The sequence below is a fragment of the Neorickettsia findlayensis genome, assembly GCF_009856525.1.
In the GTDB taxonomy this organism is placed as follows: Bacteria; Pseudomonadota; Alphaproteobacteria; order Rickettsiales; family Anaplasmataceae; genus Neorickettsia; species Neorickettsia findlayensis.
The window spans coordinates 134,192-155,542 of the sequence record NZ_CP047224.1; the positions used below are offsets into that span (position 1 = coordinate 134,192).

Consider the following 21,351-nt stretch of genomic DNA (forward strand, 5'->3'; position numbering starts at 1 on the left):
CCACCTATAATGCGGCGGCAGACATTCGTACATCTTAGAGTACGAAGCGATTATTCGCTCTTACGGGCAGTTACCAAACCTAGAAAAATTGTTGATCTAGCGCGTGCTGCTGGCATGCCAGCTGTTGCGCTCACTGACATTGATACAATGGCAGGTGCGCTTGAGTTTGCTGAGTATGCTAAGAGCTCTGGTATTCAACCGATTATTGGAATTGATCTTTCAATTTCACACAATCGTGTTGACTCACGTGTACTTCTGATCGCAAAAAACGAAGAGGGCTTTCACAATATGATTAAGCTCTCTAGGGTAGTTTCTGCGAGAAGAGTTGCCTTAAATGAGGTTTTTACCTATAGCAAAGGTCTAATTCTGCTGTTAGGAGAGTTCTTTCTTGATGCTATCAATAGTTATTCGATTAACGCGGAAACTCTGGTATCCGATCTAAAGCAAGTCTTTGATAAGGATCTTTTTATTGAAATACAACGTCTGGGCAATCAATCTGCAGAGGAAAAACTTATTCAACTTGGATATGAGTGTAATATTCCTTTTGTTGCTACAAACGATGTTCTTTTTCCGAATAGGGATTTCAGGGAGGCACATGACGTATTGACCTGCATCGGTGGTCTTACATATGTCAGTGATATAAACCGCGTACATTACTCACCAGAATCGTATTTTAAAAGTGCAGAAGAAATGTTTGCACTTTTCTCTGATTTGAAGGAAGCGTTGCACAACACTGTTTTGATAGCGCGTCGTTGTAGCTTTATGCCAGAAGTGAGGAGTCCTATTCTGCCAAAGTTTGAATGCGAAAGAGATGAGAACGATGAGTTGAGGCGTCTGAGCTATGCTGGTTTACAAAGAAGGATGGGGGATGATATTCCACAAAATTATTTGGATAGGCTCGAGTATGAGCTTGGCATTATCATTGACATGAATTATTCTGGCTACTTTTTGATAGTGGCTGATTTCATACGTTGGAGTAAGGCCAATGATATTGTTGTTGGTCCTGGAAGAGGATCTGGTGTCGGATCAATAGTTGCCTGGTGTCTTGGTATTACTGGTTTAGATCCACTGAAATTTGCTCTTTTTTTTGAAAGGTTCCTGAATCCGGTTCGTGTATCAATGCCGGATTTTGATGTGGACTTCTGCCAGGAAAGACGGCATCTTGTGATAGAGTACGTGAGGAAAAAATATGGTCACGTTGCTCAAATAATGACCTTTGGTACTCTCCAGCCCAGAGCTGCATTGCGAGATGTTGGAAGGGTCCTTCAGCTGCCCTATGGTCGAGTAGATAGGATCTGTAAAATGATTCCCAATAATCCAGCCAATCCGATTTCTTTGCAGGAGGCAATAAATCTCGACAAAGATCTCCAAAAAGAAAGTGAAAATGATGAATCGATAGCCAAGTTGCTTGATCTTGCTCTTAAGCTGGAAGGAACACTAAGACATGCATCGACTCACGCTGCTGGGATAGTTATTAGTGATACTCCAATAGAGAATTATCTACCTATTTACCATGATAAGGAGTCAGACATTCCGGTTACTCAGTATTCGATGAAATATGTTGAAAAAGCAGGACTCATAAAGTTTGATTTTCTAGGTTTGAAAACACTAACAGTAATCAATCAGGCATGCTCATTAGTACGATTAAAAGATCCTAATTTCGATATGGATTCTATTCCTCTTAACGATAAAAGGACGTATGAGCTTCTTTCAGCGGGAAATGCGATAGGTGTGTTTCAGTTGGATAATGCGTACATGTGTGAAACGCTAAAACGCCTGCATCCAGACTGTTTTGAAGATATAATTGCCCTGATTTCGCTTAATAGGCCTGGTCCTATGGCGAACATTCCAACGTATATAGCAAGGAAACACGGAAAAGAAACAGTTAAATATCCACATCCACTACTGGAATCTTCATTAAAAGAAACTTTTGGTGTTGTTATCTATCAAGAGCAGGTAATGGAAATGGTGCGGCTTCTTGCCGGGTATACACTCGCTGAAGCAGATATTCTCCGGCGTGTTATGGGTAAGAAAATACGTGCGGAAATGTCAGAGCAAACCGAGAAATTTGTCGAGGGTGCAAAACGTAACGGTATTGATGCGGAAAAAGCTCGAGAAATCTTCGAGATGGTAGAAAAGTTTGCTGGCTATGGTTTTAATAAGTCACATGCTGCTGCATATGCGCTCATTTCATACCAAACGGCCTTTCTCAAGGCTAACTTTCCAATTGAGTTTACCACGGCTGCCCTTAATCTCGAACTGCACCATACGGACAAGCTTGCAATTCTAATACAAGATGCAAAAAACTGTGGTATTACAATTTTGCCGCCAGATATAAATAAGTCAAAAATTTTCTTCTCTATTGAGGGTAATGCAATAAGGTACTCGCTCGCAGCTTTGAAGAATGTTGGAGAAGCTGCAGCTTCAGCAATAGAAAAAAGAAGCCCGTTCAAAACAATTGCGGAACTTCAAAGATGCTTGGATGGAAAAATAGTTCATAGAAAAGCTGTTGAAAGTCTTATAAAGTCGGGTTCTCTGGATGTACTCTCTCCTGAGAGGAGTAGACTTTATTCTTGTATGAACGAATTAGTGGGGAAAGAGGATAATAGTGCACAGATTGCATTATTTGATATCTCTGTTGTTAAACCAGAGAAAGTTTTTGCGCCATGGAATTTTTTTGAAAAAACACAGTGTGAATTTGATGCGCTTGGCTTTTTTCTTTATGATCACCCTCTTTCTCCATATCAAAGGTTTTTAAAGCTTTCACCGAATCAGATTGCTGGTGTGATAACTGAATTGAGAATAAGATCGAGGGGCAATAGAAAGTTTGCTGTGATGCATGTTTCGACAGTAAGCGATATATACACTGTCGTGTTTTACGAATCCGAAGTCATTGACTCCAGACGTGAACTTTTTGTAGTTGGTGTAAAGGTTGTGCTGACCCTCTTAAAGAGTGATAACGGCTATGTATGTAGCAATTTGGCTGAATTACACGAATTTATCTTTGCGGATTATAAGAGAAGATTTGCAATTCTCGTAAACCGTAAAGAACAGGTTACCGCATTGAAGGACGCTCTAAGGCGTGGTGGTAAATGTGAGGTTATAGTCGTTGTGCGTAGTGATTCACAGTACACGAGGATTATTTTGGGGCATGATTTTGATCTTGCCATTGAAAAGCTTGCATTGATTGAGGGTGTCGAAATTCTCAAGCACAGGGTGCGCTCAATTAGCACATGAGTATCGTGCGAGTACCGTAAGATTATTCGTTCTTGTTTGTAATGTGCTTAAAATTGTTGATGCCGTAGTAATTTAATACTTCATCTAAGTATGTTACACTCTACGACGTTCTTGGGATGTAGCCAAGCGGTAAGGCAACGGTTTTTGGTATCGTGATGCGCAGGTTCGAATCCTGCCATCCCAGCTCTCAGGGTCATTGTCTTGCGTTTCTACTCATCGAAAGGTCTTTTTCTTCTAAGAAATACGTAGTATGCTCCTTCACCCCCATGATGAGGTAGTGCCTCTGCTACGAATTTGATCAGACCTCTGATCTCGGCATTGTTTTCTAGCCATGATACAAGACTTGTCTTGATAACTGCGTCGCCAGTCCTTCCTTTTCCAACAATGATTAGGAGATAACGAAGACCACTCACGTAATTTTCCAAAATGAATTGGATAGTTTTCCGATAGGCGCTTTCCACGGTTTCACCATGCAGGTCTAGTGTTTTGTCTATATTAATCTTTCTGCGTTTGATTTTTCGCAAAAAATCAGGATCTGCATTCTTAGCGAAATCAAGCCCACTTGTGTTCAAGTTACTTGGTTTATTGTATGTCACGACTTTGTCTTTTGTGTTTGGTGTAAGACCTATCGCAGGTTTTGTTGGTTTATGACAACATGGGTGGGCAAATTTGTCTGAAACCTTAGTGACGCTCCTTATGAAGCTGTCCCAGTCTGTTGTATTTTCATGCTGTGGACTCACGTGAGAATTTTCTGTCGTGCTGATAGAAATCATACTTATGTTGCAGGTTCTATCATCTTCTCCAGATGTACCGGATTTGTGCAAAGTACTTTCTTTTCTGATCAAGTGAGTATACATGCTGACGCCATGTACACTTTTTATTCCCATCTTCTCTAATAATTCTATGAAATGGTCGTGTAAATTAGTGGTGTATTTCGGTGGATGATATTGTACGGATTCCTGGTTTGTACCATTGCTGAAGAATCTGTCTTTTATGTTGTCATGTATATATGGCCCGAGGACAGCGTTTATATGTCTTATTTCAGCGCCAGACTCTAACATCTTAAGAAGCGTATTTCGTATTAATTCATCTGGACTACTGAGGTCTACATTTACAATTCCTATAACACGGTTTATGTGATCAGAAAGTAGTAAAGGGATAGAGTCTATTGTCTTTATCATGAGAAATAGGTTAGGCCTGTTCGTTACAAGCGCGTTGCATTTGAGGAAATCGGTGCTTGGACTGTCTGCAAATATGCACACACTGGATTGTGATTGTTGGGGTAAAACATATGCTTTTCCTTGCAATTCCATATGGGTAAAACTTCTGAGGTTTGTCAGAGAGTCTCCTTTGAGTGGGAGATTACAAAGAAAGGAATGCTCTATTATATTGGTATTGTGCCTATCGAATGAAGGTAAAGCTATCCTAAAAACGGATCTCTTACGCATCTGCTTCGCTTCTTGGAAATACCAGAACAGTAACATACTAGTATAATCCTATACAACCTGTACATATGGAGCTTCAGGTTCACACTATACAGATAAGTTGCTATAATCCCTGCTGTTTCTCTCTGCTAAAATGAAAGAAAACATGCACTCTTCCATCACTGTGCAACAAGATGCATTAACAAGAATTCTTGCGAATCTTGTTAGTGTATCAACAAGGAAAAGCACTATAGCTTATTTGTCGCATGTTAGGGTATGTTTCTCTGGCAATTCAGTCGAGTTCACCACAACTGATAATGAGCTTTCACTCACAGATTCATTACAGGGAATTGAAGGTGCGATTGATGCAGTAATCTCAGTAGATGCATTCAGGTTATACGAGATAGTCAGGCGTCTGCCACCCGATGTTGGAATTATTTTCTCAATTGAAAAGAATAATTTAGTTGTTCGCAGCAAAAGAATAGAGTTCTCATTACCATATTTAGATGCAAAACATTTCCCGTTGATAAGTGAAGAGGAAAAAATGGGACAAATTAGCTTTGCAGGGGATGAAATAAGGAGTCTCTTCAATAAAGTGCGGTTTGCCACTTCAACTGAGGCTACAAGGCAACATCTGAACGGTGTATATTTTGAATCAGATGGTGAAAAAATAACCGTTGCTGCAACTGATGTACACAGGCTTGCAGTAGCCACACTTACAAAAAAGACAGGTCTCAAGTTTTCTTGCATAATTCCGAAGAAAACTGTGTCAGAGATGATTAAGCTTTCTTCGAGTAAGGAAGTTGACCTCTTTCTTCATGGGAAGGAGTATGTCAGTAGGATAAGGATGGTTTTCGGGGGTATTCGTTTAAATTCGAAGTTGATAGCTGGTACATTCCCAAATTTTGCTGCGGTCATTCCGCAGAGCTTCAAGTCTTTTCTAATATTTGATAGGAAGGGTTTAGCGACCAGTATAGAAAGGGTTGGTCTTGTTTCGCCTGATCAAAGTCGTGCGATTAGTATTAGCATGAAGGGCAAGCAGCTTTACCTCGACGCGAGCAATTCTGATGCGAGTTTCGGGCGAGAATTGTTGGAATTAAATGAAGAAGTGAACGAAGAGCTCAGTATTTATTTCAATCATGCCTACCTCCTGGATATACTCTCAGCTCTGGATAATAAAGAGGTGATAATGAAGTTTAACAATGCAACTTCTCAGGTTTTGTTTCAGGGTGATGAGAGTGCTTTGTATATTGTTATGCCAATGGCTTTCTAGATCTGTTTGTATCGGGCTTTGTACCCCTTGTTCTTCTTATCAAGAAGCATGTTTACAAAGCTAACCCTAAAGATTAGAATTCTCCTGTTGGCCCGGTAGCTCAGTTGGTAGAGCAAAGGACTGAAAATCCTTGTGTCACTGGTTCGAGTCCGGTTCGGGCCACGCGATGCAGTATTCCTTGGGTTGAACTCCATGTAATTTGCTTTGCATTGTAGATTTTCGATCTCGTTATATTAGGTCGAAGTGCCTAATCCCTTCCTATTCGGAGCTGGAGTTCTCAATGAGTTCTGTTACAGATTTGAAGTACCAGTGTCTACCTAGACATTTGAGAACCCTGCCTCATCACCAAAAGAGTAGAGTTTCTCCATCCTAGTGACCTCTATCGTTGAATTTTCCAGTTCGTTCATTAGGGCGTAGATAACTGTTGTTGCTAGACTCTTGTTGGGTTCTGCCAAAAATCTGCAACAAAGAGTGTCACTATACGGCATGACTGCGGTTTCTTCTGGCCAAATCAAGACGCCTTTTACGCTTATGCTACCCAGGATGATTGCATCGTCCACTTTTATTTTTTTTAAAGCAGCCAAAAGTAATGCTAAATTTGTGCTATCCCAACTGATAAAGAGATCTACTCCGATTAGAAGCTTTTCTTTTTTACTCTGATATTGAGGTTTGATGAGTGTACCTTGAACTAGGCTATTACATGAGAAAGCTACCAGACTTTTTCTGTCGATGTTGTTAATTATGTGTTCTGTGAATTTTCTAGTGCCAACCTTGAGCTTGCTATGCAAAGGATCATAAACATCTGCGGTATGTACACCTGATTTTAGTGTCTTCAACCACGCAGAATAAACCTTCTGTGCAATTTCTTTTTGTCCTACGTAGCTAAGCATGTACATTGCAGCATTCAGAAGACCGGAGGGATTTGCAATGTCTTGGCCCGCTATATCAGGTGCAGAACCATGCACAGCCTCGAACATTGCGTACTCTTCGCCTATGTTGATGCTACCTCCAAGACCAACTGAACCTGACATTTCCGCTGCAACGTCCGAAATAATATCTCCATATAGGTTAAGCGTCACGATTACATCAAATTTTTCAGGATTTTTCGCTATCCTTGCTGCGCCAATATCTATAATGTAGTTTTCACTTTCGATATCTGGATACTCAAGCGCGACCTTCTTAAACAGTTTGTGGAAGATTCCATCAGTCAGTTTCATGATATTATCTTTCACCATTACAGTGACTTTCTTTCTACCGTTATTGCGCGCGTACTCAAAAGCATATCGGCAAATCCGTTCAGACGCACTTTCTGTAATGACCTTAGTGCAGTTGTATGTATCGAGGGTCTGTCTATATTCTATCCCTGAGTAGAGGTCTTCCTCATTTTCTCGGATAATGACAATATCCATTTTAGGGTTTTGCCATTCTAGGTGCGAGGCACAAGGCCTAACATTTGCGAATAGTCCCAGCTTTTTTCTGAGTGTTACGTTTAGACTTCTTACACCTCCGCCACGAGGAGTTGTTATCGGTGCTTTTAGGAGCACTTTATTCCTCTTCAGGGTTTCCCATCCGGAGTCAGAAATCCCAGAAGGCCAGCCTTTTTCATAAATCTTCTGTCCAATTTCGACTGTATCAATCTGTATTTCTGCACCAGCTTCAAAAATAATTTCGAGCACTGATGTCATTATTTCCGGTCCGACTCCGTCGCCGTAGGCTACCGTCAACTTAGGCATATCATCCTTCCGTATACTGTACTTCTTTCATTTTACAAAAAACTACCGTTATTATTAGTGGAGAGTTGTTTTTTTAGCAAAATTCGGTGTTCCTTGTGGTCTTGGGGAAGATATTCCCCCTTTATCTAATGATACTGTTGGGCTACATTGCTGGAAGAATGCTCAACACTGATCGTAATACCATCGCAACTCTTCTTTTATATCTCCTCTCACCGTTAGTTATCTTAAACGGGTTACTCGGTGTGGACAATATGCAGAAACTGTTACTTCTCCCTGTCATTGTTTTCTTAACAAGTTGTTTCATGTGCTGGCTTGTATATACGGCCACCCAGCTTTTTTACAATGACAGCCTAAGAAACATAATTGCATTTAGTTCAGGTAGCTTCAACACGGGCCAATTTGGTCTTCCCGTAGCACTTATGATTGTTGATGCTGAAACTGTTGGGATATATATACTTGCATACAGTGGAATCATCCTTTTTGAGAATACATATGGTTTCTATATTGCGTCTAAAGGAGCCTTTTCTCCAATGTACTGTATAAAAAAGACGCTAAGCCTGCCTCCGCTACACGGAATAGTAGTAGCATTTTCCATGAAGCTTTTGTGTTTACACTTTCCTGAATTTTTGGATCCATTTTTTGCGAATCTACGAAGTACCTACGTGACACTTGGTATGAGTACCATTGGTCTTGGTCTGGGAACTATAAAAAAGTTCGAAGTGGACTGGAAGTGCATTGGAATCACGATGTTTGTAAAGTACTTTCTTTGGCCGGTTCTAATGCTTAGTCTTGTCTATCTTGATGCCTCCTTCTTGCACATTTTTGATAACGATAAAGTGTACAATGCTATGTTGATTCTTTCTGTGGTACCAATTTCTGTGAGTACCATGCTATTAGGTTGTGTTTTCAATTATCCAGCGGAGAAGATTGCAGTTGTTGTTCTCATAAGCACACTTACAGGCATGGTGTACATTCCTTTGGTGGTGAAATTCTTTTTTTAAATCTCATAAAGTGATTCCTTATTTTGGTGATGTACACAAAATTCTGATTTGCCAGTCTGAGAAAGTTTTAAATTTCGGTTAGTCATCTGTAATTGAAAAAATGCGACCTGTATCATTGGGTGGTTGCAACAGAGCCAGGGTAAGAAACAGTTACCACTCAGTGCTGAAAAGTGGGTAAGATATGAGTTTTAAATCATCCACTACGAAACAATTCTTTAATTGTGGAATGTGACAAACGGATCTGGATGCGTCGTGCCTTTTTTCCGCTGAGAATGCGTTCGTTCTCGAGTTGATTTCCCTCACTCCAGGTGCTAGAATCGACCCCTAAATCTTTCCACCAGAGAAGTGCAGCGCCTAATCCAGAGACGCCTTGGAAACAATTTACCCGTCTTTGTGGATAGTATACCAGGACATTATTCTGTTTCAATAAAGATTTGGATTAGAGCCGGCAGTGAGTGTGAGACTCAGGAAAATAATGGGTTGGCGCACTTTCTTGAACATATGATCTTCAAGGGTACAAGTACACGAACCGCAGAACAAATAGCAGCGGATTTTGATCGGCTTGGAGGTTATTTTAATGCATGTACCAGTAGAAGTTACACAGTCTATTATGTGAAGCTGTTGGAAGAACACTTGGATAAAGGGATGGAGATTCTTTCCGATGTGCTGAACAATTCGATCTTCCCAAAAGAAGAACTCGAACGCGAAAAGATGGTTGTCCTGGAGGAGATTTCTCAAACTGAGGATGCACCCGACGACATTATTTTCGACCGTTTTTTTGAGAATATATACCCGAATCAAGCTTACGGGAGACCTATTCTTGGTTCTAGGGAGAACGTTAGGCGCTTTACAAGAGATGACATTACCTCTTTCATATCTCAACACTATTGTTCTGAGAATATGATGCTTATTGCATCTGGTAAAGTGGATTCTGAGAGGTTCATCTCACTAGCGGAGAAGTACTTCGGATGTATAAAGTCAGTAGGTGTACGTGCTGTGGATAGGTCTCCAGCACGGTATGTTCCTGCTGAGTACAGAGAAGAGCGTAAATTGGAGCAGACTCATCTCATTCTAGGATTGCCGTGTGTTTCTTATTCAGACAGCATCTCTCAGATATATTCCGCTAAGGTTCTTGCTATACTCTTAGGTGGTAGCATGTCGTCTAGATTATTTCAGGAAGTGCGAGAAAAACGTGGTTTAGCCTATTCTATAAGTGCTTTTCATGCACCAAGTGAGACTTCAGCAATCATGGGTATTTACTCTTCTACGGATCCGAAGAGACTAAAAGAGCTGGTTACAGTAGTCCTTGGTGAGCTGTCTAAGCTTCAGAATACTCTCACAACTGAGGAAGTTGAAAGAGCGAAACAGCAAATTAAGTCATCGATTTTAATGAGTCTGGAAAGTAATGAATCTCGTGCGTCCCATATAGGTAGGTCAATTCATTATTTTGGTAGATACACAGATGGAGCTGAGCTAATCGAGATCATCGATACTATTGGGGTTAATGATGTTGCCTCGATTGCAGAGTTTATGTTGCAGGATAAGCGCTTGAGCCTTGCATTAATTGGTGCAAAAGGTATGTTGGATGGATATAGAGTGTTAGCAGAGGCACTGTAGCATTCGTTTGTATGGACCAATTTAGTTTAGCTTTTGGAGATATAAAATGAGTACTGAGTTCCATGGGACTACTATTCTTTCGATCAGAAAGGATAATAAGGTCGTCATGATAGGTGATGGACAAGTGACTATGGGAAACGCAGTCGTTGTAAAATCGACTGCGCAAAAAGTGAAGCGTCTTTCTGGTGGAAAGATAATATCAGGGTTTGCCGGATCAACTGCGGATGCATTCACGTTATTTGAGCGGCTAGAGTCAAAATTAGAAGCCCATCCAGGTCAACTTTTGCGTGCGTGTGTGGAGCTTGCGAAGGATTGGCGTACAGACAAATTTCTTCGTCGATTAGAGGCGATGATGATTGTGGCTGATGCTAGGGGTACGTTCATTCTGAACGGTGCTGGTGATGTGATAGAACCTGAGGATAGTGTTGCTGCAATTGGATCTGGGGGCAACTATGCTCTGGCTGCTGCTAAAGCGCTTGTAGTCCACGCCAGTGATCTTGATGCTTTTCAGATTGCTGAGGCATCTATGAAAATAGCTGCTAAGATCTGTGTTTTTACAAATGAAAATTTTACGGTTGAAGTCATTGATTGTACTTCAAAAGAGTGTAGTTGAAGTTAGTGAGAGTATTATATGGGTGCAGAGAAAGTCTTTAAGTATTCAGCTGTAGTTGGACAGGATCCCGAACATATCTTAGAAGATGCTTATTCTGCCGCTCCAAAGGCGCTTGTAAGTTATCTGGACAGATTTGTTGTTGGACAGAAGTTGGCCAAGAAAAAAATTGCGATTGCAATAAGAAATCGCTGGAGGAGAAATAATGTCCCGAAGCCACTTCATGATGAAATCATTCCAAAAAATATACTTATGATAGGGCCAACTGGTGTTGGAAAAACAGAAATTGCTAGACGCGTGGCGAAACTTTCAGGAGCACCGTTTATTAAGGTTGAGGCAACGAAGTTCACTGAGGTCGGTTATGTTGGTCGGGATGTCGAATCAATAATTCGGGATCTTGTTGATAGTGCTGTTGCGCAGGTCAAAGATCAGAAGAGAAAGCAATTTTTGAAGGGAGCCGAAGAATCTGCCAAGGAGAAGATCCTTGATGCATTGGTTGGTAAAAAAGATACTCAAGATGACGATCTTCCTGGCGATGGGGATGAAAGACATGATGCAAGAGCTATTTTTGAGAAGAAGCTCGATGAAGGGAAATTAGATGATGCGGAAATCGAAATAAATGTTCGTGAGGTTCCCCAAAATGTTTTTCCTACAATGGATGTTCCAGGTATGCCGGGCACGCAGATTGGTATGATGAACATCGGGGACATGATGAGTAAGGTCTTTGGTGCGAGTAAGAAGTTCAAAAGAAAAAGGGTCAAAATCAAAGATGCTAGAAAAATCCTTGCAGATGCAGAGGTCGAGGATCTTTTTGATGAAGACGCGATAATCAAAGAAGCGCTAGACCTAGTGACAAATAGGGGTATGGTTTTTATTGATGAAATAGATAAAATCTGTGCTCGAACAGAGGTTAGAGGTGAGGTGAATAGAGAAGGTGTTCAGAGAGATTTATTACCTCTTCTAGAGGGAACCACAGTAGTGACAAAGTATGGTGTTGTGAAAACAGATCATATTCTTTTCGTCGGTTCTGGAGCGTTTCACTTTGCTAAACCATCGGACTTACTACCGGAATTACAGGGACGTTTGCCGATAAGAGTAGAACTTGACTCGCTTGACGTGGAAGATATGATCCGTATCCTCACTGAAACTGAGTCTAGCCTGTTAAAGCAGTACTGTGCATTGTTGGAGACAGAGGGTGTTTCTCTTGAATTTACAAAAGAGGGTGTGCGTGCGATCGCTGAAGCTGCAATAACAGTTAATAATGAAGTTGAAAATATCGGTGCAAGGCGCCTCCATACAATAATGGAGACACTGCTTGAAGAAATTAACTTTGAGGCCAATGATAATATAGGAAAAACTTTTTCAATTGACCGTGAGTATGTAGATAAACATCTGCAAACTATCATCAAGAAGTTGGATTTGTCGAAGTTTATTCTGTAAACATGGGCAAAATTGCCGGTCTCGTGGTTGCTGGAGGAGGAGGTTCGAGGATAATAGGTTCGGTGCTTCCAAAGCAGTACTTGGAGATCCATGGCAAAGCAATTTTGCAGTACGCAGTCGAAGCTCTTTTTGCTCACCCGAAAATCGAGTGTGTGCACCTTGTTGTTAATTCAAAGTATGAGGTGCATTATTTGCCAATTTTGCGTAATTTGAGTGGGTACGTGGTTTCATTGTCAGAAGCTGGTGACACTCGAACGGATTCAGTTTTTTCAGGGCTGAAGGCTTTGGAATGCCTAAATCCTAGCTACGTATTGATACAGGATGCAGCTAGACCTTTTACGACGCCTAAAGTGATTGATGCAGTGATTAAGACTCTCTTGCAGGGTTGTAAGGGTGTTGTGCCAGTTGTGCCCGTACAGGATACTATCATAAAAAAGGAATCTAAAGGCATGATAACAGATGTAAATAGGGATGAGTTGAGCGTAGTGCAGACGCCACAAGGATTCGATTTTTGTGAGATTTTTGCAGCATATAAGGCGCACTTCATCCGTCCTTCCAAGAAGTATACAGATGATGGAAGTCTAGCACGTGCTCACGGTATAGAGGTGAAGTGTATTCCGGGTGACAGCAGTAATCTTAAGATTACCCATCCTTTTGACTTGAAGTTTGCCGATTTTCTCTTAGCTCGAGACCATCAGTGAAAGTGTCATTTTCACGTCTTGTGTTTTATTTTTCTATTCCGTCTTGAAAATTTTCGGAAAGTGGCACACAATTCGCACGTCTCTTGCTTTTCTGAATAAAATGTATGAAAAGCTCTTAGTGGTTCTTTTGCAGTGTTTGAGCCCGTCGTTTGCACATGCGATTACTCGTGTGGCGCTCAAGCATTTTCCAGGGTTTGTGGGTGAAAATTCTTTCGAGGACCCAATACTGGAAAGTAGGGTGTGTGGTTTGCACTTTAATAACCCGATTGGCATTGCAGCTGGGTTTGACAAAAATGCTGAATGCGTTAATGCCCTCAAGAGGGTAGGGTTCGGCTTCATTGAGCTTGGAACAGTCACCCTTAAACCGCAAAAGGGAAATCCTAGTCCCAGATTGTTTAGATTGCCGCAGGACGGTGCCGTAATCAATCGACTTGGATTTAATAATAAGGGGGTAGGGTATTTTCTCAAATCGCTTAAAAAAGCTATGGCACAGACGGATTTACCACCTCTGGGAATTAATATCGGTAAAAATGCCGTTTCAAGGGATGCTGTTTCCGATTATGCACGCTTGGCTGCTCATGTATCTTCGGTTGCTGACTATATCACGCTAAATGTCTCTTCTCCAAATACTGCTAGTCTCAGGGATATGCAAAAAGTAGAAATTCTTGAAGAGCTTCTTATTGCTGTAAAGGCAGCAGTTGGAAGTGACGTACGAATTTTTATCAAGGTTGCTCCTGATCTTACTGAGGGAGCAGAAGTAAATATTGTTTCGCTTGCTTTGAAGCACAAAGTAGCCGGAATCATAGTAAGTAACACTACTATTGGATGCAGGGAAAGCCTTCATAGTAAACATAAAGTCGAATATGGTGGGTTAAGCGGTAAGCCATTGTTCAAGCTTTCCACGGCTTTATTGAGAAAAATGTATAGGTGTGCAAACGGGGAGCTAGTTTTCATAGGTTGTGGAGGCATTTCAGATGCAGAAACAGCTTATGCGAAAATTAGGAGCGGTGCCGCTTTAATTCAGGCTTATACTAGTTTTACCTATCATGGTTTTGGTCTTCTGAACGAGATCAAAATGGGTTTAGTTCAGAGACTTAGGGCTGACGGTTTTTCTTCTGTAAGTGAGGCTATAGGTGTAGATGCGCAATTTTAAGTTTCGTTTTTAGTCTTCACGTATAAATTTTGTGATAGATGGAGAGTTTTTCCATGCGAAACTTGATATGTACTTCCAGTGCAATCATTGTTTCCTGTGCATCTTTCTATTCTGGCCACTATGTCTGTTATCGGGGTTGCGTGCTACACCGGTGGTTTGTCTAAGTTCATATGCAGAGGCCCTAAGAGTCTTGCTTGGCCGTATAATCGGTTGGCTTTCCAAAATTATAGTATAGTTGAAGCCACTCTGGGTGGTATCTGGATACTGTAATCGTCTCTCTGGTAATGAAACCTGCGAGAGTAAGGAGGTTGCCAAGCTGGTGGTCGTAAGATGCGCTTACGGAGTTGTTCCCTTTTAGTGATGTGCCTTCTACATCTATCCTGTCATTCTTGAGTTTGATCGTTGCACCCAGCTTTTGCATTATTGCTACGAAATCCATGAACCTTTTATCTTGTGTAATTCTTAAGCCATTTGCGTTCTCTATGGAACTTTTCCCTTTTGCTATACATATGAGAAAGAGTAATGTCCTGAGATTCTCTTCATGGGCATCATTCTCATTGATTGTTACACCGTTGAGACTGGCACTTTTAACATGAATCTCACCTATTCCTACATTGAGAGATGTTGTATTAACCTTAAACTCAATATTAGCACCCATTTTCTTTAGGAATTTGTATATCTCAAAGCGTTCCTTATCTAGGTAGACATTTTTGATTATAATCGCAGAGCCAGCGACTAAAGTTGCTGCAATAACCAAGAACAAAGCCATTGAAGGGTCACCAGGAATCGTAATATTCCGTGATGCGAATTCCTTACCTCCGTGAACAACGGTTGTTGTATTTTCCCTGGCTTTTATTACCTTGATATCAGCGCCCAAGTACTCTAGGATGCCAGTAACATGATCTCTACTACCGGAAAAGGGTTCTATAATTTTTGTGGTACCGAGCATATTCAATCCGGCCATTAACAATGCAGTTTTACTCTGTGAACAGGAGTGTTGTAATATATGTTCATGCGGGATGCAGTATTGGTACCCTTTGATAACCGTTGGGAGGGTTTGTGGAACTATCTCTATACCTATATCAGCAAAGTGCTGTGCGCACTTGATCTTAAGTTTGCCAATTTGATGCTGGAGGTCAGTGATGATTGTCTGGAAAGGGTAAGTCGCGACCGCACCAAGTAAGAGATGAAGTCCCATATGTGAGCTGCCGATGTTTAAAATGTTTGCAGGAGCACGTAAGCCTCTCAACCCAACGCCGTATACTTCTATTTTTGACGAGTCTTCTACTTTTTTTATTCTTACACCAAGTTGTTCTAAGCAATTGATCGTGTGAGTGATGCAGGTGTAAGCGAAAAAAGGTGACACGGTAGATCTACCCATTGCGTGTGCAAGTGCGAAAATGCTGCTTTGCAGCATTGATACATCGGGTGGAACACTATAAGTTCCCTGCATTGGTGGAATTTTTTCTATTTCGCAGACTTTGCCATCCATAATTTTTTCCCGGAGCAGAGAGTATAGCAAAACTAAGTGATATAAATTCTACGTGGGGTGAATTCAACACCGGGGATAAGTATAGAACCGTTACATACACCTGAAAAGCAATGTTCTACTTCAACGATAAGGGGGTAAGTATGTATGTTGGGTTTAATATTTGTTTTTGCCTATTTAATTCACGTGTATTAGTGAACGATATGGCGAAAATAAAAAGAATTTTTCTTTGGCATTTAGTTAAAAACTTTAAAAAACTTATGCAGAATAGTTGGAGTAAACGTTGTGAGTGTGTTCACTGAGACCGTGGACTTATTCATTTTCCTTGTCAATGTGTATTCTGCAGCTATGATACCACGGTTCTTTCCGCCTGTTACCAATGTTCCTATTATTGGTACCTTCGAGATCAATTTGTTGAGCTTATACAATGGTACAACGCTTCCGTGAATGATTGCTTCATTTTGTTTTAGACTGAGGATTCCCATCACGCTTAGTCCTACTGGTGCTGCTTCTAGCCATGACTCTGAGATATAAAAAATACCGTCTGCATATTTGAACTGTGAAAAGAATCTTTCAAAGAAAATACCTTCTCCATTAAGAATGTTCATTATTCCGTATAGAGAAGATAAGGAAAGAATGCGTGCCAGTGTAGGAGCGTCCTGCATGTAAAAGTTTTCCACTACCAGAATCCCGTCGTTACTCCGCGTATCCTTTGTACCTAGGTAAAATGAAGCTCTTCCTCCCATTATTCCACTCTTAATACCAAGACTTTTGAGTAGTGTTCCTACGTTCGTGCTATCCACAATCACACCCCCATGTTTACTGAAGCTTGCGCCCAGAATTGTACCATCGTTGAAGATTCCGGAGAGATTCCCGTCCCCATTTTTAAGGTTGACCTTTAGGTCCGAAAGCGAAAGTGCGTTTTTTAATTTGAGTGTACCTATACCTACCTCTACATTACTTTTTGTTTTGCCTGCCATGCCAAAATTTAGTACAGGGGTAAATGTTTCTGCATTCGATACGTCTAGTGTTTCAGAGTTAACGATTAAGTTTGATGTATCCTCTTCCAGTGAATAATGAAATTGAAATGCAAGGCTCGAGTCATTTATGTTGACCATTCGACTATTTATGATGATGTTTTCTCCGTCGCTGCTTCCCCTTAGGCGCAATTCTAAACGTTTTCCAGTAAGATCAAGTTTCTTGAAATTATATTGCTCTCCAACAGAATCGATACTAAAGTTGAAAACGGCATCGGGATCCTTTTCCCATCCAAAAAGTTGAAAGATTTCTTCATGCACATCTTGCATGTTAAGGCTTCCATGCAAGTCCAGGTTTCCATCTTGGAGAAGTCGTACTTCTACTTTCCCGTGAACTTTTCCATTAAATGGTAGGGAACTGGGTAAGAAAGCAGAGTTTTTCATTGTTTCGATAGAGCTTGTGCCTTCGAAGATGAAATCCGTTACTTGGGTATGGAAATCTCTAAAAAGCTTCATATCGATTTCTCCATCCGGAGAAATTAAACTTGCGTCAATTTCGACTGTGTCATCATTCATCTTAAGCTCTGCTATACCTGAGATGATCGAAAAGTCGCGGTAAAATTTATCTGCCCGGAGATTATTGGCTTCAACGTGAAGTTTAGTGCTAATCTGTCCTTCATTGGTATGCAATATATGCAATACTACATCTGCGTTACCATTCCCTTTAAGTCCCTTTAGATTAGTCACTTTTGTTATCTCGTTTATGCTATTTGGATTTGCTTTTTCTCCCAGCAGGATAAGTTGACTGAGTTCTCCTGTAAGGGTGCCTGATAATCTTGTCTTTGCTATATCAATAATTGCTTCGCAGTTTTTACATGTCAGACTGTCTATTTCTCCAGAATCAGCTTTGATGTACAAACTTCCACCTATGAGATTGAGCGTGCCTGCAAATCGCTCTAAGTTAATAAAGCGCTTTGCTTCGTCCGTGTCATAGGAAATCTCTATTTCTCCCTTGGTATCTACAAAACTCGCATCTCGAATTTCAAAGTCCCCAGTTTTGCTATCCAGTTTTATAGTTGCCCCTTTTATAGTGCCGTGCTTTACGTTGTTCTTGTACCACTCTCTTGCACTGCTAGAACCACTCCAATACTTTAGTACGTCTTCTGATGAGAGGTTGCTAATTGTCCCTAAAAGAGAAATGCCATCACTGAAAAAGATGGTACCATTAAACTGTGTTCCGTCGATGTTGATCACTACGTCGTCAAGCTCTATTTTATTTGATGTGCCCGTTAATACAAATCTTCCATCATGGAAATTGAAGCTCGTCCCATTTCTTTTTATTGATCCATGCAGATCATTTACTGCTCCGCTGATCTTCTTTTCATTCAAGTTGAGCAGTGCATGTCCACTGAAAGTGAAATTGTCATCTGAGATTTGCAGATTAGCTAGCTCCTTTATTAAAGGCGATAAAACACTATTATTGGAGTCGAGATTTTTTACTCTCATTGCGATGGTATCGTATTGGGACTGAACTATTTCTAACTCTATTTCCGCATTTTCTTCGTGTATACCAACTTGTAAAACCTTTTTGTGATTCATTTTTTTTATCCGCATGAATCCCTCATTTATTCTGTGGCCGTTAAAGCTTAGTCTTTCTACAAAGAGATCTGTGTTTAGGAGTCCGATTAGCGAAAAGACGCTATCAATTTGGGTGCTTTCAGGTATGCTAACATTTTTTTTTGCTGCTCCCATCTCTACGTACAGCTCTGCGCCGTATATAGTTGCACTTATTGGGTGAAGCTTTGTAAATGGGAAGTTCCAGCTGAATAGGAGGCTGACCTTTCCTATTAGAGCAACTTTTTTCGAATTCAACGTAGCTGTAATTCCGTTTAAAACAAGTCTTTTCGAGTCATTAGATTTTTCCAGCTCGAAATCTGCAAAAGAGATACTAAGTCCAGGGTTGAGCCGATGGAAACGGCTGTTTATGTAGTACTCAACAAATTGCTTTGATAGGTTTCTGTTGTATTTGTACAGCAAAAATGGTGAAAGAATAGCAAGAAAGAATAATAATACGAGTATTTTAAATTTCATTTGAAACAACTACCCCTAGTTATGCAGTTGTAAACGCCCAGCAGGACTATAGCTATAACAGTTTCTAGCTTGCTAAGAAAGACGCGAGATATAAGATGTGTCACACAGCTTTTCCGGTGGTACGTCGTAGACATCTCTCAACGATGCCTTGAGTTGTTATAGAGTATGAAGTTTATAATTGCTATCAGACCTATAAAACCCATAAAGGAATAAATGTAAGCAATATCAAGGAAATTGTTATCTAACACGAGGGCTGCATATAGACATGAAAGGACTACCACATGAGTGTTTAGAGAATTCGCTGCTAAAATCTTGTCATGTTTTGCCTTGAAGAAAACCACACAGAAAGTCAAGAGAAGCATACTAAAAAGCAAGACAGCCAAAACGACCAAAAGCATTAAAAGAAATCAGAGCGCCAAAGAATAAAGTTGGAGGACAGGAACTAGCTCATTTTATACGCAAGAGCAACACTATCAAACTCCGAACCACCTAATGTGGCCATGGAACAATTTTAATCATAATATGCAAGGACCTAGATGTCGATTCTTGTGGTCAAGTATAGGTATCATTATTCATTCTTAATACCTATTTTTGTGGAGCACGGCTGTGCTCTATGCTGCCTTTATCTCAATTGTCACTTCAGCATTGATGGTGATTGCATGCCATAAGGGCTACAGAAGAGGCACATGCACAGTTTTTTACAAACATATGTTATATGCCAAAGAGGTTTACACGAATGCTACGCTATATGAGTGCTAAGTGGTAAATAAATATTCCCGCAACCTTTGCAAGCGAATGTATCCGACAGCAGGTTACTTTCTTTTAGTCATGTGGTCTTCCCAATATATGTGCCGTGCAGCCTAAGTATGGAGTCATCGCCATCTAGCAGACAAACCGAAAGGCAATTTCTGTCTTTCTATACCCAAAAGCAGAAGTCTTTATAACAACAGAAATCTCAATTCAAGAAAAATACTTAATAAGTCTTATGGCCTTACGCCTTCTAAGAAGGCAGTGTTAGTGCCTGAAATGCCTCATTCGTGTAAATATCATTGCAATATTATGGTGATCGGCTGCTTCTATTACTTCTTTATCTCTGATTGAGCCACCTGGTTGAATAATTGACGCTACACCCTTCTTTGCTGCTAGTTCTATACTATCCGCAAAGGGAAAGAATGCATCCGAAGCCATTGCAAGTGGCTGTCCAATCTTGCTTTTTTCGAGTGCTATTTCTACACTCTTAACACGGCTCATTTGACCAGCACCTATGCCTACAGTCGTGTAATCATGGGCAGTCACTATTGCATTTGACTTGACATATTTGCAGACTTTCCAGGCAAAAATAAGTTGATTAACCTCTTCATTTGTTGGTTCCCTTTTTGTGACAATATCGAAGTCCTGAAACAATTTTGTATTTCCAGATTGTACTAAGAATCCCCCAAGCAAACTGAGCATATGTTTTTCTGGTACAGCATAGCTCTTGTATGTAAGGACGCGTAAATTTGGTTTATTTGAGAAGAGAGAAATAGCGTCCTGCGTGATTCCAGGGGCAACTATGACTTCAAAGAAGGTAGCTAATAGCTTTTCTGCCACGTTCCTAGTAACAATTTGATTCAGTGCAACTACACCACCAAAAGCACTCAACGAATCTGCAGCAAGTGATTTCTCGTATGCCTGTTCCAGACTGGATTTGTGCGATGCTACACCACAGGGATTAGTGTGTTTGATGATTGCACAAGCAGGTTCAGTGAAATTCATAATAATCGATAATGCGCTGTCGAGGTCGAGCAGATTATTGTAACTTAGTTCCTTACCCTGAAGTTTTGTAAGTGGAAACTCTCCATCAGAGTAGAAAGATGCGTTCTGATGAGGATTTTCACCGTACCTGAAGTCATTTTTTTTCATGACAGACAAGTTTAGTGTCTCTGGCGAAGAAGTAGAGGAGGCAAACCATTCTGCTATCTTACAGTCATATCTTGCCACTCGTGCAAATGCTTTTCTCGCCATTTTACTTCTGAAAGATAAAGTTGGATTTACATCGAATGTGCTGTAATCGCTTGGATCAGAGAGAACACAAACATTTTTAAAATTCTTGGCTGCGGACCTCAATAACGAAACACCGCCAATATCCACATTTTCTATGATTTCGTTTTCCGGGGCACCACTATTCACGCACTTTTCAAATGGGTAGAGATTCACGACTACCAGATCTATTTGCCGTATTGCCAGTGTTTGCATTTCAGGTCCGTGTAAAGATGGATCTGCTAGCAGTCCTGCATGTATTGCGGGATGCAATGTTTTCACCCTACCACCTAGTATTTCCGGTTGATGTGTATAATCAGATAAACTGGTTGCTCTGATTTGATTTGCTAGAAGGTATTGATGTGTCTTTCCAGTTGCAATGATTTCAACATTCGCAGCCTGCAATTTGCACGCCAGAGGTAAAAGACCCGTCTTATCGTAAACGGATATAAGTGCTCTTTTTATCATCTCAATCTTTCAAGTCAAAAACACACACGGCGCCGAGCCCAAAACCTTAAATGCAAATCGGAAACAGTACTGGGTTGTTTTTAGCACAGGCAAAGCGCAGAATAGCACTTATGGCGCA

General features: G+C 40.7%; 14 protein-coding genes and 2 tRNA genes. 10 read left to right on the forward strand and 6 right to left on the reverse strand.

Translation table 11 applies throughout. From position 1 onward, the window contains the following. The first annotated feature begins 9 nt into the window (after window positions 1-9). Both dnaE and GP480_RS00625 read left to right on the forward strand, forming a co-directional pair. Window positions 10-3,237, forward strand: coding sequence for a DNA polymerase III subunit alpha (dnaE, locus tag GP480_RS00620; RefSeq protein ID WP_160094926.1), 3,228 nt, complete (start codon window positions 10-12; stop codon window positions 3,235-3,237). Window positions 3,238-3,349: 112 nt separating this feature from the next. Beyond that, a tRNA-Gln gene (locus tag GP480_RS00625) sits at window positions 3,350-3,421 on the forward strand. 25 nt (window positions 3,422-3,446) lie between these two features. Here the strand turns inward: GP480_RS00625 and GP480_RS00630 are convergent. Then, complete coding sequence (locus tag GP480_RS00630; protein WP_237111389.1) at window positions 3,447-4,550, reverse strand: Smr/MutS family protein; 1,104 nt, start codon at window positions 4,548-4,550, stop codon at window positions 3,447-3,449. A gap of 265 nt (window positions 4,551-4,815) precedes the next feature. Here GP480_RS00630 and dnaN point away from each other — a divergent pair, with 265 nt between their 5' ends. Together dnaN and GP480_RS00640 are read left to right on the forward strand one after the other, a co-directional pair. Then, on the forward strand, window positions 4,816-5,934 hold the full coding sequence (dnaN, locus tag GP480_RS00635) for a DNA polymerase III subunit beta (protein ID WP_160094930.1): 1,119 nt from the start codon (window positions 4,816-4,818) through the stop codon (window positions 5,932-5,934). An 89-nt stretch (window positions 5,935-6,023) separates the two neighbouring features. Beyond that, a tRNA-Phe gene (locus GP480_RS00640) sits at window positions 6,024-6,096 on the forward strand. Window positions 6,097-6,251: 155 nt separating this feature from the next. Here the strand turns inward: GP480_RS00640 and icd are convergent. Continuing rightward, window positions 6,252-7,667, reverse strand: a complete 1,416-nt coding sequence (icd, locus tag GP480_RS00645; RefSeq protein WP_160094932.1) for an isocitrate dehydrogenase — start codon at window positions 7,665-7,667, stop codon at window positions 6,252-6,254. Window positions 7,668-7,762: 95 nt separating this feature from the next. Here icd and GP480_RS00650 point away from each other — a divergent pair, with 95 nt between their 5' ends. From GP480_RS00650 to GP480_RS00675, 6 genes are all read left to right on the forward strand, one after another. Then, on the forward strand, window positions 7,763-8,668 hold the full coding sequence (locus GP480_RS00650) for an AEC family transporter (RefSeq protein WP_160096070.1): 906 nt from the start codon (window positions 7,763-7,765) through the stop codon (window positions 8,666-8,668). A gap of 345 nt (window positions 8,669-9,013) precedes the next feature. After that, window positions 9,014-10,285, forward strand: coding sequence for a M16 family metallopeptidase (locus tag GP480_RS00655; protein WP_164500978.1), 1,272 nt, complete (start codon window positions 9,014-9,016; stop codon window positions 10,283-10,285). 46 nt (window positions 10,286-10,331) lie between these two features. Then, window positions 10,332-10,898, forward strand: a complete 567-nt coding sequence (gene hslV, locus GP480_RS00660) for an ATP-dependent protease subunit HslV (RefSeq protein ID WP_160094934.1) — start codon at window positions 10,332-10,334, stop codon at window positions 10,896-10,898. A gap of 18 nt (window positions 10,899-10,916) precedes the next feature. Next, window positions 10,917-12,335, forward strand: a complete 1,419-nt coding sequence (gene hslU, locus GP480_RS00665; RefSeq protein WP_160094936.1) for an ATP-dependent protease ATPase subunit HslU — start codon at window positions 10,917-10,919, stop codon at window positions 12,333-12,335. A 2-nt stretch (window positions 12,336-12,337) separates the two neighbouring features. Continuing rightward, the gene (gene ispD, locus GP480_RS00670; RefSeq protein WP_160094938.1) at window positions 12,338-13,036 is read left to right on the forward strand and encodes a 2-C-methyl-D-erythritol 4-phosphate cytidylyltransferase; all 699 of its coding nucleotides are present in this window, start codon (window positions 12,338-12,340) and stop codon (window positions 13,034-13,036) included. Between the two features lie 100 nt (window positions 13,037-13,136). Beyond that, on the forward strand, window positions 13,137-14,189 hold the full coding sequence (locus GP480_RS00675; RefSeq protein ID WP_160094940.1) for a quinone-dependent dihydroorotate dehydrogenase: 1,053 nt from the start codon (window positions 13,137-13,139) through the stop codon (window positions 14,187-14,189). Window positions 14,190-14,370: 181 nt separating this feature from the next. On the opposite strand, the gene GP480_RS00680 is transcribed toward GP480_RS00675, so the two are convergent. The 4 genes from GP480_RS00680 to purH form a co-directional block, all read right to left on the reverse strand. Further along, complete coding sequence (locus GP480_RS00680; protein WP_160094942.1) at window positions 14,371-15,681, reverse strand: 3-phosphoshikimate 1-carboxyvinyltransferase; 1,311 nt, start codon at window positions 15,679-15,681, stop codon at window positions 14,371-14,373. A 233-nt stretch (window positions 15,682-15,914) separates the two neighbouring features. Then, window positions 15,915-18,746, reverse strand: a complete 2,832-nt coding sequence (locus GP480_RS00685; protein ID WP_160094944.1) for an AsmA-like C-terminal domain-containing protein — start codon at window positions 18,744-18,746, stop codon at window positions 15,915-15,917. A 137-nt stretch (window positions 18,747-18,883) separates the two neighbouring features. Further along, on the reverse strand, window positions 18,884-19,144 hold the full coding sequence (locus GP480_RS00690) for an MrpF/PhaF family protein (protein WP_160094946.1): 261 nt from the start codon (window positions 19,142-19,144) through the stop codon (window positions 18,884-18,886). A gap of 616 nt (window positions 19,145-19,760) precedes the next feature. Further along, on the reverse strand, window positions 19,761-21,233 hold the full coding sequence (gene purH / locus GP480_RS00695) for a bifunctional phosphoribosylaminoimidazolecarboxamide formyltransferase/IMP cyclohydrolase (RefSeq protein WP_160094948.1): 1,473 nt from the start codon (window positions 21,231-21,233) through the stop codon (window positions 19,761-19,763). Window positions 21,234-21,351: the final 118 nt, after the last annotated feature.